The sequence below is a fragment of the Caulobacter sp. AVps16 genome (assembly GCF_058681455.1).
Genome location: NZ_CM178739.1, coordinates 3,476,418 through 3,488,448, shown reverse-complemented (window position 1 = coordinate 3,488,448; position 12,031 = coordinate 3,476,418). Strand labels below are relative to the sequence as shown.

General features: G+C 67.7%; 12 protein-coding genes and 1 pseudogene. 10 read left to right on the top strand and 3 right to left on the bottom strand.

Annotated features, from left to right (window positions below; all coding sequences use genetic code 11):
• Positions 1-46: 46 nt before the first annotated feature.
• The 3 genes from ACW17U_RS16755 (at position 47) to ACW17U_RS16745 (ending at position 5,224) form a co-directional block, all read left to right on the top strand.
• A complete protein-coding gene (locus tag ACW17U_RS16755) occupies positions 47-730 on the top strand; it encodes a Fe2+-dependent dioxygenase (protein WP_492053927.1) in 684 nt (227 codons plus the stop codon).
• A gap of 96 nt (positions 731-826) precedes the next feature.
• Complete coding sequence (locus ACW17U_RS16750; RefSeq protein WP_492053925.1) at positions 827-3,502, top strand: PAS domain S-box protein; 2,676 nt, start codon at positions 827-829, stop codon at positions 3,500-3,502.
• Between the two features lie 69 nt (positions 3,503-3,571).
• Complete coding sequence (locus ACW17U_RS16745; protein ID WP_492053923.1) at positions 3,572-5,224, top strand: MFS transporter; 1,653 nt, start codon at positions 3,572-3,574, stop codon at positions 5,222-5,224.
• 122 nt (positions 5,225-5,346) lie between these two features.
• Here the strand turns inward: ACW17U_RS16745 and ACW17U_RS16740 are convergent, their stop codons facing one another.
• Together ACW17U_RS16740 and ACW17U_RS16735 are read right to left on the bottom strand one after the other, a co-directional pair.
• Positions 5,347-6,243, bottom strand: coding sequence for an NAD(P)-dependent oxidoreductase (locus ACW17U_RS16740; RefSeq protein WP_492053921.1), 897 nt, complete (start codon positions 6,241-6,243; stop codon positions 5,347-5,349).
• 10 nt (positions 6,244-6,253) lie between these two features.
• Positions 6,254-6,649: an MliC family protein gene (locus tag ACW17U_RS16735; RefSeq protein ID WP_062142622.1), complete on the bottom strand. Its 396-nt coding sequence runs from the start codon at positions 6,647-6,649 to the stop codon at positions 6,254-6,256.
• 157 nt (positions 6,650-6,806) lie between these two features.
• On the opposite strand from ACW17U_RS16735, the gene ACW17U_RS16730 reads away from it, so the two are divergent.
• The 7 genes and pseudogenes from ACW17U_RS16730 (at position 6,807) to ACW17U_RS16700 (ending at position 11,433) form a co-directional block, all read left to right on the top strand.
• The gene (locus ACW17U_RS16730) at positions 6,807-7,340 is read left to right on the top strand and encodes a (2Fe-2S)-binding protein (protein WP_492053919.1); all 534 of its coding nucleotides are present in this window, start codon (positions 6,807-6,809) and stop codon (positions 7,338-7,340) included.
• Positions 7,337-9,523 (top strand): xanthine dehydrogenase family protein molybdopterin-binding subunit, encoded by a 2,187-nt coding sequence (locus ACW17U_RS16725; RefSeq protein WP_492053917.1) that lies wholly within the window; start codon positions 7,337-7,339, stop codon positions 9,521-9,523. Before ACW17U_RS16730 ends, ACW17U_RS16725 begins: the two co-directional genes overlap by 4 nt.
• Positions 9,462-9,722, top strand: a pseudogene (locus ACW17U_RS16720) (helix-turn-helix transcriptional regulator); the annotation flags it as partial. The gene ACW17U_RS16725 and the pseudogene ACW17U_RS16720, both read left to right, overlap by 62 nt.
• Before the next feature lie 169 nt (positions 9,723-9,891).
• On the top strand, positions 9,892-10,170 hold the full coding sequence (locus ACW17U_RS16715; protein WP_062142633.1) for a hypothetical protein: 279 nt from the start codon (positions 9,892-9,894) through the stop codon (positions 10,168-10,170).
• Between the two features lie 215 nt (positions 10,171-10,385).
• On the top strand, positions 10,386-10,733 hold the full coding sequence (locus ACW17U_RS16710) for a hypothetical protein (protein WP_062142637.1): 348 nt from the start codon (positions 10,386-10,388) through the stop codon (positions 10,731-10,733).
• Positions 10,734-10,799: 66 nt separating this feature from the next.
• Positions 10,800-11,243: a hypothetical protein gene (locus ACW17U_RS16705; protein ID WP_166504098.1), complete on the top strand. Its 444-nt coding sequence runs from the start codon at positions 10,800-10,802 to the stop codon at positions 11,241-11,243.
• Positions 11,215-11,433, top strand: coding sequence for a hypothetical protein (locus ACW17U_RS16700; RefSeq protein ID WP_062142643.1), 219 nt, complete (start codon positions 11,215-11,217; stop codon positions 11,431-11,433). Before ACW17U_RS16705 ends, ACW17U_RS16700 begins: the two co-directional genes overlap by 29 nt.
• On the opposite strand, the gene ACW17U_RS16695 is transcribed toward ACW17U_RS16700, so the two are convergent.
• Positions 11,430-12,029 (bottom strand): nucleotidyltransferase family protein, encoded by a 600-nt coding sequence (locus ACW17U_RS16695; RefSeq protein WP_492053915.1) that lies wholly within the window; start codon positions 12,027-12,029, stop codon positions 11,430-11,432. The genes ACW17U_RS16700 and ACW17U_RS16695 overlap by 4 nt on opposite strands.
• Between the last annotated feature and the right edge of the window lie 2 nt (positions 12,030-12,031).

The window sequence follows — 12,031 nt, the reverse complement described above, 5'->3', positions numbered from 1 at the left end:
CATGCCGGACGGGGCACCTTCATGTCCGACCTACGGAATTTCGATCATGATGCTGCAGATTCCCGAAGTCCTGACCAAGGTCCAGGTGGCCGAATGCCGGGCGATCCTCGACGCCGCCCCCTGGGTCGACGGCAACCTGACCTCGGGCTTCCAGGCGGCCCTGGCCAAGCAGAACCAGCAGCTGCCGCAAACCGGCGAGGCGGCCCGGACGGTCGGGGCGATCCTCCTGGCGGCGCTGGAGCGCAACCCCCTGTTCGTCTCGGCGGCCCTGCCCCGGACGATCCTGTCGCCGATGTTCAATCGCTATGGCCAGGGCATGGGCTTTGGCGACCATATCGACAATGCCGTGCGCCGTGATCCGGTCACCGGCCAGACCCTGCGCACCGACCTGTCGGCGACCCTCTTCCTGTCCGAACCCGAGGACTATGACGGCGGCGAGCTGGTGGTTGACGACCTCTATGGCAGCCATGCGGTCAAGCTTTCGGCCGGCGACCTGATCCTCTATCCGGCCTCCAGCCTGCACCATGTGACGCCGGTGACCCGGGGAACCCGCACGGCCAGCTTCTTCTGGATCCAGAGCCTGGTGCGCGAGGATGCCCGCCGGTCGCTGCTGCTGGACATGGATGTCGCTATCCAGCGATTGTCGGGCACGGTGGGCGCGGCTGATCCCTCGATTCTGGCCCTGACCGGAACCTATCACAACCTGCTGCGGCAATGGGCCGAGGTCTGACGCTCGACGAGCGCACTCGGCGAACATTGGTGTGCAAGGCAACACTCCCTTTACCAAAGGGCCCCACGATCCCTCGCGCGATCACCCGGAGCCCCGATGCCGTCTTCCCCGTCCTCCGACGCGACCCTGCTCGCGCCCTTGCCATTCGGTGAGGCGGAAGCGGCCCGCTGGTTCTTCGCCCATGCCAAGGACCTGTTCGCCGTCGTCACGCCGGACGGCCGGTTCTCGGTGGTCAATCCGGCCTGGCAGGCCCTGACGGGCTGGTCGCCGGAGGATCTGGTCGGCCGGGCCTGTATCAAGTTCCTGCATGCCGAGAGCCATGGTGAACTGATTGACACTGGCCGGCGGCTTCGCGAGACCGGCTTTACCGTCAATCGCCTGCGGGTCCTGTGCAAGGACGGCGGGACGGTCTGGCTGGAGGGGCGCTCGCACCTGGGCCCCGGCGGTGAAATGGTCGGCACCCTGCATGACGTTTCGGTCGAGGTAGCAGCCACCCGAACCCGGGAGATCCTCGCCGAGGCGGCCGGAATCGGCGTCTGGACCTATGATCCGGTGACCGAGCACATCGACTGGACGCCTGACGCCCTGACCGCCACTGGCCTGTCGCCCAGCGACCTGGACAGCGCCGACGCCTTTCTGGCCCGGCTGGACGATGATCAGCGAACCGAGGTGGCCGATATTCTTCGCAAGGCGGTCCGTTCCGGCGAAGCCGGGGCGGTGGAATTCCGGCTGCGCGGTCGCGACGATCAGTGGTTCACCCTGAGGTCGACCTATCGGGCCGAGCCGCTGGACGGCGGCCTGTTCGCCCTGACCGGGATTTCGCAGAATGTCACCGATGTCGTGCGCAGCCGCGACGCGGCCCTCTGGGGCGAACGCCGGGCCCGGCAACTGGTCGAGGAAGCCCCGTTCGCGGTGGCCGTCTATGATCGCGACCTGCGCCTGCAGGTGGTCAGCCCGCGATTCCTCGAGGTCTTTCGCTCGACCGAAGCGGAGGTGATCGGCAAGTCGTTGCACGACCTGACCCACGGCAGTCGCCGGCGCTTTGTCTCGGCCGTGACCCGGGCCCTGTCCGGCGAGGTGGTCGCCCGGAGGGAGGATCGGCTGCATGACGCCGAGGGGGGCGAACACAGCCTGCGCTGGGAAGCCCGGCCCTGGCGCGATGCCTCCGGCGCGATCGTCGGGGTCATCACCTATATGGACGACGTTACCGCCCTGGCCGACGCCCGCCGCGAGGCCCACGTCAATGCCCGCCGGTTACGCACGGCCCTCGGTGCGGCGCGGGCCGGGGTCTATGAAATCGATCATGCCAGCCGGTCCTTCTGGGGATCGCCGGAGTTTCATCGCATGCTCGGGCGGCGCATTGCCTATGAGGATGTGCGCGAGGCCGTCTGGCCGATGTTGCATCCCGAGGATCGTGAGGCCCTGAAGGCCTCCGCCCCTGTCTGGCGACAGGGCGGCCCCCAGGTCTTCGACGCCCGCATGCTGGATGTCGCCGGGCAGGCCCGGTGGATGCGGGTGTTTCACGAGGTGCGCCGCGATGCCAACGGGCGGATCCGCAAGGCCTTCGGCCTGATCCTCGACATCGACGAACGCAAGCGGGCCGAACTGGCCCTGGTGGCCGCCGAGCGCGAGGCCCAGGCTGCCAGTGAAGCCAAGGCCCAGTTCCTGGCCAATATGAGCCATGAGATCCGGACGCCGATGAACGGCGTGCTCGGCGTCATGCATCTGCTGAAGCGCCAGGGTCTGCCGGTCGAGGCCGAGGACCTGCTGGGTGAGGCCCTGGCCTGCGGCCAGATGCTGTCGACCCTGCTGGATGACGTGATCGACATCTCGCGCATCGAGGCCGGCAAGCTGGAGATTCACCCCGAGGCCGTTGATCCGCTGAACCTGTTGCAGGGCGTGGGACGGTTGATGGCCGCCCAGGCCGAGACCAAGGGTCTGGACCTGGTGATCGACGCACCGCCCCTGGGCTGGATCAGCACCGATCCGACCCGCCTGCGTCAGGCCCTGTTCAACCTGATCGGCAATGCCGTGAAGTTCACCCTGCAGGGCACGGTGACGGTCCGGGCGCGTCGCCTTGAGGCCGCGGACGGTCCGATGATCGCCTTTGACGTCATCGACACCGGGGTTGGCGTGCCGACCGAGGTTCAGTCGCGGCTGTTCGAGCGCTTCGAGCAGGGGGATGCCAGCACCACCCGGCGGTTCGGCGGCTCGGGCCTGGGCCTGGCCATCACCCGGCGCCTGGCCCAGATGCTGGGCGGCGAGGTCGTCTTCCAGTCCGAACCTGGCGTCGGCTCCCGCTTCACCCTGACCATTGCCGCGCCGGCCTGCGCCGCCCCGATGCCGATCGGTCCGGCCTCGGCCGACATTCTGGCCGGCCTGCGGATCCTGCTGGTCGAGGACAATCCGACCAATCAGCTGGTGGCGTCGCGGATCCTGGAGCAGCTGGGGGCGGTGGTGCACCTGGCCGACAATGGCCAGTCCGGCGTCGAGGCTGTCCGCGAGGGGGGCTTCGATCTGGTGCTGATGGATGTACAGATGCCGGGGATTGACGGGCTCGAGGCGTCCCGGCGGATCCGCGCCCTGCCGGGCTTGGCCGGAAAAACGCCGATCATTGCCCTGACCGCCAATGTCATGGCTCACCAACGCGCAGCCTATCTGGCCGCCGGCATGGACGGGGTCGCGGCCAAGCCGATCTCCCCGACGGCCTTGGTCACCGAAATCCTGCGGCTGGCCGATAGCGTGCCGATTTCAGAGACCGCTGTCGCCTGAGTTTCCCCGACGATCGAACCACGCTAAAGCAGTCGTCGAAGAGCGTGTGACAGCTCAAGGGGACCCCGAATGACCGACCAGACGACCCAGGAAGAGGGCGCATCCATGCGGACAGTGGTGGCGGCTTCGTCGGCCGGCACCGCCTTCGAGTGGTACGACTTCTTCATTTTCGGAAGCCTGGCCCAGGTCATTTCCAAGACCTTTTTCACCGGCCTGCCCGACGCCGCCGGCTATATCGCCGCCCTGGCCCTGTTCGGGGTCGGCTTTGCCTTCCGGCCTCTGGGGGCTCTGGTCTTCGGCAAGATCGGCGACCAGGCCGGTCGCAAGGGCGCGTTCCTCGCCACTGTGCTGCTGATGGGCGGTGCCACCTTCGCCATCGCCTTCCTGCCGACCTATGAGCAGGCCGGTATCATCGCGCCGATCCTGCTGATCATCCTGCGCTGTTTGCAGGGCTTCGCCCTCGGCGGCGAATATGGCGGCGCCGCGATCTATGTCGCCGAGCACTCGCCCCCCGACAAGCGTGGCTGGTCGACCTCCTGGGTTCAGACCTCGGCCGCCTTTGGCCTCTTCGGCGCCCTGCTGGTGATCATGGCCACTCGCGCCGCTGTCGGCGTTGAAGCCTTTGACGCCTGGGGCTGGCGGATCCCGTTCGCCGTCTCGATCGGCCTGCTCGGCATCTCTGTGTGGATGCGCCTGAAGCTCACCGAGAGCCCGGCCTTCGCCAAGATGAAGGAAGAGGGCGAGGCCTCGAAGGCACCCTATGCCGAAGCCTTCGGCCAATGGAAGAACATGAAGCTGGTCATCCTGGCCTTCCTGTCGATGATGTGTGCCCAGGGGGCCGTCTGGTACACGAGCTTCTTCTATGTCCAGACCTTCATGGAGAAGTTCCTCAAGGTCGATCCGGTCACAATCAATGCCCTGATGATGACCGCCACGGCGGTCAGCGCGATCTTCTACGTCGTGTTCGGCTGGTTGTCGGACAAGGTGGGCCGCAAGCCGGTCATGCTGGCGGGCATGACCCTGGCCCTGGTCTTCTACTTCCCCGGCTTCCACCTGCTCGAACGCGCCGCCAATCCGGCCCTTGCCGAGGCCTCGGCCAGGTCACCGGTCTCGGTGATTGCCGATCCTGCAGACTGCGCCCTGCAGTTCGACCCGGTCGGCAAGGCCGCCTTCGTGTCGTCCTGTGACATCGTCAAGAGCACCCTGGCCAATGCCGGGGTCTCCTATGACAATCAGAAAGCCCCGGCCGGTACCCCGGCGGTGATGAAGGTCGGCGACGTCGTGGTTGCCTCGCCCAGCGCCGAGGGCCTGTCGAAAGCCGAAACCAAGGCGGTCAAGGCGGACACCGAAGCCCGGATCAAGGCGGCCCTGACGGCGGCGGGCTATCCGGCCAAGGCCGATCCGGCCCGGATGAACCTGGTGGGAATGTTCGGCGTGCTGCTGGTCTTCGTGATCGCGGCGACCGCCCTGTTCGGCCCGCTGGCGGCCTGTCTGGTTGAGCTGTTCCCGACCCGGGTGCGCTATACCGCCCTGTCTTTGCCCTATCACATCGGCACCGGCTGGGTGGGCGGCTTCGTGCCATTCTTCGCCTTCGCCATCGTCACGGCGGTCGGCAATATCTATGCGGGCCTGTGGTATCCGGTGTTCTTCACCCTGGTCAGTGTCCTGACGACCCTGTTCCTGCTGCCCGAGACCAAGGGCCGGGCCCTGGACTCGGTGTAAAAAGGCCCCAGAGCCCTCTCCGCCCCTGATGGCTTCATCAGGGGCGGATGGAAAGGGCTCCAGATCAGACGTTCAGAGCGTTCCTCAATCCGATAACCGTTTCACACTTATCGGAAGCCGCCCTAGTTCGCCGGGGCTGAAAGCAGGACCTCGACCGCAACGTCGGCGGCGGTCAGGGCCTGGACCAGGGCCGGCTCGACCGGCGCGGTGATCAGGCGCACGACCTGTCGACCTTCGGAGGCCAGCTGGATCAACCGCTCGGCCGTGGCCTCGTGGGGCGTGATCCGCTCGACGTCTCGGCGGGCCATGGTCAGGATCTGCGGATCGACGTCTGGATCGAAGACCAAGGCATCGGCCGCCGACAGGGCCCGGACGGCGCGCAGGGTCAGCAGATCCGACGGGCCCTTGCCGGCAATGAAGCGCACCCGGCCACGGCGGGCCGAGCCCTTGGCCAGGGCCTCTCGGAACAGTCGCCCGGCGGTTTCCATGTCGCCCGACATCGCCGCCTGGGCCGCCTCGCCGGTCGCCGCATCGCGCAGGAACGAGCGGCGCTCATGCATGGCGGGCAGGGTCTTGCGGACCTCGTCCTGGAAACGGCGCAGCAGGGCGGCAACCCGGCCGGCGCCCTCCGGCACCTGGGCCTCAATGTCATTGCGCAGCAGGGTGGCCAGCACCGGCGAGGCCCCGCCCGTCCCGACGGCCGCCACCACCTCGCCCCGATCGATGACCGCCGGGGTGTTGAAGTCGCAGAGGGCGGGCTTGTCGACCACATTGACCAGGACCCGCGCGGCGCGGGCGGCGGCGGCCGCGGCCTGGATAAAGACCTCGTCCTCACTGGCGATGAAGGCCAGGACTGCCCCGGCATAGGTCCCCGGCAGGAAGGCGGCATGGCCATCGATCCGCACGACCGTGGCCGGCGACCCCTCGAAGAGCCGGGCCTTGTTGTCGGCACCGTCGCCTGAGCCGGCGATCACGACCTTGCGGCCGGCGAGGGGGAAATAGGCGGGAAAACTGTCCAAGAGGGGTCCCTCAGCGGGCCTGGCAGGCATCATAGGGGCCACCCGGGAAGCCATCCAGGCTGGCATCGTCGCCCTTGCTCCAGATCTGGAACGGGCCCTTGGCATATCGCGCGCCCGACGCGGAACGCGCCAGGGGCAGGGCCTTGGTCACCCCGCCGGCCGAGACGATGGCCTGGTCGCCGCGCGCTGGATAGGTGGCGGTGAAACTCCGGCCTCCGCTGCAGGCATAGGCGACCGGCGTCGTCGTCGAGGGGCCCGGCTCGACCGTGGCACAGGCACCAAGCGTCAGGCCGGCAAAGGTCAGGGCGAGAACGAGGCGACGCACGAGGGACTCCGAAGGCGGGATCGCCGGATTGACGATGCGGCCAGCATAGCCGGATTTGCGGCCGCTTTGCGCCCCCGTCATGGCCTGCGGATCGCTTTCTGGCGATGGGGTTCAACTCCATCGCGAACTTGCCGGCGGATGGTCGAAAATTGCCGCTTCCCCGCAGTGTGAACAGTGTTAGGTTTGGGGCTCTAGCAGGGTCGCGCCCCGGCCCGAGCTCGGTTGGAGGCGAAGACACATGGCCGCGACTCTCGATGTGAACGGCAAGGCGGTGACGGTTCAGGCCGATCCCGCGACCCCCCTGCTCTGGGTCCTGCGGGACGAGCTGGGCCTGACGGGAACCAAGTTTGGCTGTGGGGTCGCCCAGTGCGGGGCCTGCACGGTGCACGTCGATGGCCAGCCCATCCGTTCCTGCGTCACCCCGATCGAGGGCCTGGCCGGGTCCAAGATCACGACGATTGAAGGCCTGGGTGGCACCCATCCGCTGCAGCAGGCCTGGGTCAAGCATGACGTCCCGCAGTGCGGATACTGCCAGTCGGGCCAGATCATGTCGGCGGCCGCCCTTCTGGAACAGACCAAGGCCCCCAGCGACGCGCAGATCGACGAGGCCATGAGCGGCAATATCTGTCGTTGCGGCACCTATCAGCGGATCCGCGCCGCCATCAAGGACGCGGCGGGCCTGACCCCCGCCACCGCCGGCCTGCCCCATGCCGATATTGATGAAGCCATCGCCGCCGCCACCGGCGCGACCAGCCGTGGAGCCGGCCGATGAACGGGCCTTTCAACAAGCTCGTCGCCCAGGACGGTGTCAGCCGTCGTGATGTGGTGGTCGGTGCCACCCTCGTCGGGGGAGCCTTGCTGGTCGGCTGCTCTCCGGCCGATCTGCTGAGTGCCGGGTCCAAGGTCGAGGTCGGGACCTTCGGTCCCTTCATCAAGTTCGCGCCCGACGGCGCGGTGACCGTGATCTCCAAGCACATCGAGTTTGGCCAGGGCAACCACGCCGGCCTTGCGGCGATCGTCGCCGAGGAGCTGGACGCCGACTGGACGCGGGTCAAGGTCGAGCAGGCCCCGGCCAATGCCAAGCTCTATTCCAACGGAAACCAGGGTGTGCAGCTGACCGGCGGGTCGTCGGCGATCTCCAATTCCTGGGACCAGCTGCGCAAGGCCGGCGCGGCCTCGCGTGCCATGTTCGTCCAGGCCGCTGCCGCTCGATGGAGCGTTCCGGCCGCCGAGATCAAGGTCAAGGACAGCGTGCTCAGCCATGCCTCGGGCAAGACGGCCGGCTTCGGCGATCTGCTGGCCGATGCGGCCAAGATCAGCCCGCCGGAAAGTCCGGCCCTGAAGGATCCCAAGACCTTCACCCTGATCGGCACCGATCGTGTCCGTCGCAAGGACTCCCTGGCCAAGAGCACCGGCACGGCCCGCTTCACCCAGGACGTTCAACTGCCGAACATGCTGACGGCCATGGTCGCCCATGCCCCGCGGTTTGGCGGCAAGCTCAAGAGCTTTGACGCCACCGATGCCCGCAAGGTGGCCGGTGTCGTCGATGTCTTCGAGATCCCGACCGGGGTCGCGGTCGTGGCCCAGTCCACCTATGCCGCCCGCATGGGTCGTGAGGCCCTGAAGCTGGAGTGGAACGAGGACAAGGCCGAGAAGCGCAGCTCATCGGCCATCGCGGCCACCTTCCGTGACCTCGCCTCCGGCAAGGGTCCGGCCGATCAGAAATGGGAAAGCTTCGAGTCCAAGGGCGACGCTACGGTCATCGCGAACGCCAAGGGCGCGTCGGTGTTCGAGGCGACCTATGAGTTCCCCTATCTGGCCCATGCGGCCATGGAACCGATGAACTGTGTGGCCGCCGTCGATGGCAACAAGGTCAAGCTGACCTTCGGATCACAGGGCCAGACCCTGGACCAGCTGAATGCGGCCAAGATCGTCGGAACCCTGCCCGGCTCGGTCGAGATCGAGACCCTGTTTGCGGGCGGGTCCTTTGGTCGGCGCGCTACCTTCCAGTCCGACTATGCCGCCGAATGCGTTCACATCGCCAAGACGGTCGGCAAGGGACGGCCGGTGAAACTGGTCTGGACCCGGGAAGACGACATGCAGGCGGGCTATTTCCGCCCGCTGGTCGTGCATGCGGTCAAGATCAGCCTCGACAAGGACGGCTATCCGGCCGCCTGGCGTCACCGCATTGTCAGCCAGTCGATCATGAAAGACTCGCCGGTCGGGAGCAAAGGGCCCGATCCGACCGCGACCGAGGGCACGGCCGGCTCGCCCTATCTGAAGGTCACGCCGATCGTCGACGCCCAGCTGGCCCTGCCCGAAGTCGGGGTGCCGGTCCTGTGGTGGCGGTCCGTGGGGGCCACCCACACCGCCTTCGTGATGGAGCACACCATCGACCAGCTGGCCCTCAAGGCCGGCAAGGACCCGGTGGAGTATCGCCGCGCCCTTTATGTGAAGGCGGGGGCCGAGCGGCACCTGGCGGTCCTGAACCTGGCGGTTGAAAAGGCAGGCCCGACGGCGACCGCCGGCTGGACCCGCGGCGTGGCCGTGCATGAAAGCTTTGGCTCCGTGGTGGCCCAGATCGCCGAGGTCCAGCTGGTCGACGGTCAGCCGAAGGTCGGCCGCGTGGTCACGGCCATTGACTGCGGGACGGCCATTTCGCCCGATCAGATCGCGGCCCAGATGGAAGGCGGCACCTGTTATGGCCTGTCGGCCGCCCTGTTCGGCGAGATCACCCTGACCGACGGGGCCGTGGATCAGACCAATTTCGACGGCTATCGGGTTCTGCGGATGAACGAGGCCCCGACCGTCGAGACCCACATCCTGCCGTCCGGCGCGGCACCGAGCGGCGTGGGTGAGCCCGGGACGCCGGTCATCGCGCCGGCTGTGGCCAATGCCGTGCTCGCGGCGACCCGCAAGGCGACCTCACGGCTGCCCTTTACGCAACAGACGTGAACTTGTGACGTCCAGCGCCCTGCCGGCGCTGGACGTCGCGAGAAGCTGGCCGCATGCTGTCGCTATGGTGGCACCTGAAGACACGCCAGGTTTCGAACGGCTCACACCGCGTGAGCGGGAGATCCTGCGCCTGATTGCGCGCCATCTGCAGTCCAAGGAAATCGCCCGGCTGCTCAGCCTCTCGCCCAAGACGGTCGAGATGCATGTGCTCAGCGCGCGGCGTCGGCTGGCGGGGCTCAGCCGCCGCGATGCGGCCCTGGCCTTCATGGCCTGGGAAGCCGACCCCGGTAATGACTACCGTAAGCAATCGGATGACCTAGCCCTGGCCCCGGCCCGGGTGTCCTCTCACCTCACAGGTGAGAACGGTCATGAACAACGAGCAAACCCGGGACGGGACTTGGAAGCGGCAGGAGGCCTCGGGCTTCTTCATCGCCAGCTGGCAGTCCCTCGAAGAGGCGCTGGTCCTGCTGGCGGGTACGCCGGAACGGGGCCAGCTGGTCTCGGAGACGGTCTCGGCCCTGAGGAAGGCCCAGACGGCTGGCGATCCGCCGCCCAGGCTGCTGCTGCGCGTTCTGGCGGCGACGGCCTTTCTGTCGGACGACCGGCCCCTGCGGACCGAGCAGGAAGGAGCTGGCGCGATGACCTGACTCCCCTGCAGTGGCTGGGCCTGATCATTGGACTGGCGATCCTGGGCGGACTTGCGCTCGGCGCCCTGACCACCGGAGCCCACGACTTCCTCTTTGCCCTCCAGCGGTTCCGCGAGGGCTGGAGCCCGCCGCCCGCGTCCTGAACGCCGGAGCGAATTCCCCAAAATCGAGATCTTGAACGCGCGGCCGCCTGCCGCGTGACGGGAGAGTCTTGCATGAAACGGATCGATGCGGCCCGCGCCGGGGCCCAGAAACTGATGCGTGCCGAGGCGGCGATCGACGCGGCCCTGCGCGAAACCGCCGAACTGGTCGGCCTTTTGCCGACCCTGAGACTGCAGGCCAATCTGTCGGCCGTGATAGGTCAGGCGGCGGTGGACGATCTGGGCGAGACCCTGGCCCATATCCTTTCGGCCCGCCGGGCCATCGTCCGGGCCCATGGCGGCCTGCAGACCGTCCGCGAGCAGATCGGTTGCCGCACCGCGTCCGTCGGCGAGATGGACAAGCCGCCGGAAATACCGCGCACGGGCGGCTTCCACGCCCTGGAAGGCGGTCGGGCCGCATGATCCCGGTCTTCTCTATCGGTGCCGCATGCGGCATGGTCACGCGCCAGTTCGCGTCGGGGCCAAGCCGTGTACCAAACCCTCACCCCGTGGATTTCCCTGAGCGTCGCGGTGCTGATCTGCGGCTTCGCCATCTGGAAGGGCGACCGCTGGACCCGCTTTGTGGCCATGGTCTATCTGGCCGGCTGGATCGCGACCCCCTTTGCCCAGATCCGCGATCCCCTCAGTCCCGAATGGCGGGTCATGGCCATCGACGCCGTGGTCATGGTCCTGCTGGTCTGGGCCTCGCTGAAGGCGCGACGGCTGTGGAGCGTCCTGGCCGCCGCCTGCCAGATGATGGCCGTGGCCTCGCACCTCGTATCGATCATCGACCTGCGGATCTACATGGTGACGCTCGTCGTGGGCCTGACCCTGATCAGCTACGGGGTCCTGGTTGCCCTGCTGGTGGCGACCCTGTCGACCGTCCGGGCCCGGCGGCGCAGCCATGAGCGGCCTGACGACCCTCGTTCATGAGGTTTCCGCCGAGGAGATCGCCGAGTTCAAGCGCGGACTGAGCGCGCTCGGGCCACAGCAGCGCCGGATCCTGGCCGTCCTGATCCCGCGCCTGATTGCTCTGGAGGAGCGCGGTGACCCCGAGGGGGCGATCCGGATCATCGACGAGATCCGCGCCATCCTGATGACCCAGCGCCGGACCTGCCACTAGGCGCGGTCAAGGTCGTCGGGACGGTCGATGTCGAACACTATGCCGGCCGCGTCGACCTCGATCCTGATGAACCGCTCACCGGCCTGACGGATCAGGGCCTGGGCACCGACATCGCCGTCCAGCCTGCGCAGCGCCGGGATCCAGTCACCGCCGAACAGTACCGGATGGCCGCGCTGGCCCTCATAGAAGGGCGCAGCGATGCCGTCGCGTCCGGGCAGGGCGCGGATCAGGGCCGGGGCGACTTCGGGCGTGACCAGGGGCATGTCGCCCAGAAAGACAAAGACTCCGTCGATGTCAGGGGGCACCGCCTGAGCCGCAGTGGCCAGGGACGCGCCCATGCCCCGGGCCGGATCGGCGACCCTGACCACGGTCAGGTCGGCACCCGAGCCGAGTCCGAGGATGGTCGCCTCCAGCTCCGGGTCGTCGCCGATCGCAACCACGACCGAGACGGCCGGGCTCGCCACAGCGGCAGCCAGGGCCCCGGCAATCAGGGGCTGGCCCCGAAACGGCGCCAGCAGCTTGCCGCCGCCGAACCGGGTGCCAAGACCGGCGGCCAGGACGATCGCCGCGAACCTTGCGCTTTTGCTTTCCGCCATCC

Excerpts from the sequence above, each read along its gene's own strand:
- ACW17U_RS16730 (WP_492053919.1), top strand. The coding sequence starts at position 6,807 with ATGGCCGCGACTCTCGATGTGAACGGCAAGGCGGTGACGGTTCAGGCC.
- ACW17U_RS16695 (WP_492053915.1), bottom strand. The coding sequence starts at position 12,029 with ATGGCGGAAAGCAAAAGCGCAAGGTTCGCGGCGATCGTCCTGGCCGCC.
- ACW17U_RS16710 (WP_062142637.1), top strand. The coding sequence starts at position 10,386 with ATGAAACGGATCGATGCGGCCCGCGCCGGGGCCCAGAAACTGATGCGT.
- ACW17U_RS16715 (WP_062142633.1), top strand. The coding sequence starts at position 9,892 with ATGAACAACGAGCAAACCCGGGACGGGACTTGGAAGCGGCAGGAGGCC.
- ACW17U_RS16745 (WP_492053923.1), top strand. The coding sequence starts at position 3,572 with ATGACCGACCAGACGACCCAGGAAGAGGGCGCATCCATGCGGACAGTG.
- ACW17U_RS16725 (WP_492053917.1), top strand. The coding sequence starts at position 7,337 with ATGAACGGGCCTTTCAACAAGCTCGTCGCCCAGGACGGTGTCAGCCGT.
- ACW17U_RS16700 (WP_062142643.1), top strand. The coding sequence starts at position 11,215 with ATGAGCGGCCTGACGACCCTCGTTCATGAGGTTTCCGCCGAGGAGATC.
- ACW17U_RS16750 (WP_492053925.1), top strand. The coding sequence starts at position 827 with ATGCCGTCTTCCCCGTCCTCCGACGCGACCCTGCTCGCGCCCTTGCCA.
- ACW17U_RS16735 (WP_062142622.1), bottom strand. The coding sequence starts at position 6,649 with ATGACGGGGGCGCAAAGCGGCCGCAAATCCGGCTATGCTGGCCGCATC.
- ACW17U_RS16755 (WP_492053927.1), top strand. The coding sequence starts at position 47 with ATGATGCTGCAGATTCCCGAAGTCCTGACCAAGGTCCAGGTGGCCGAA.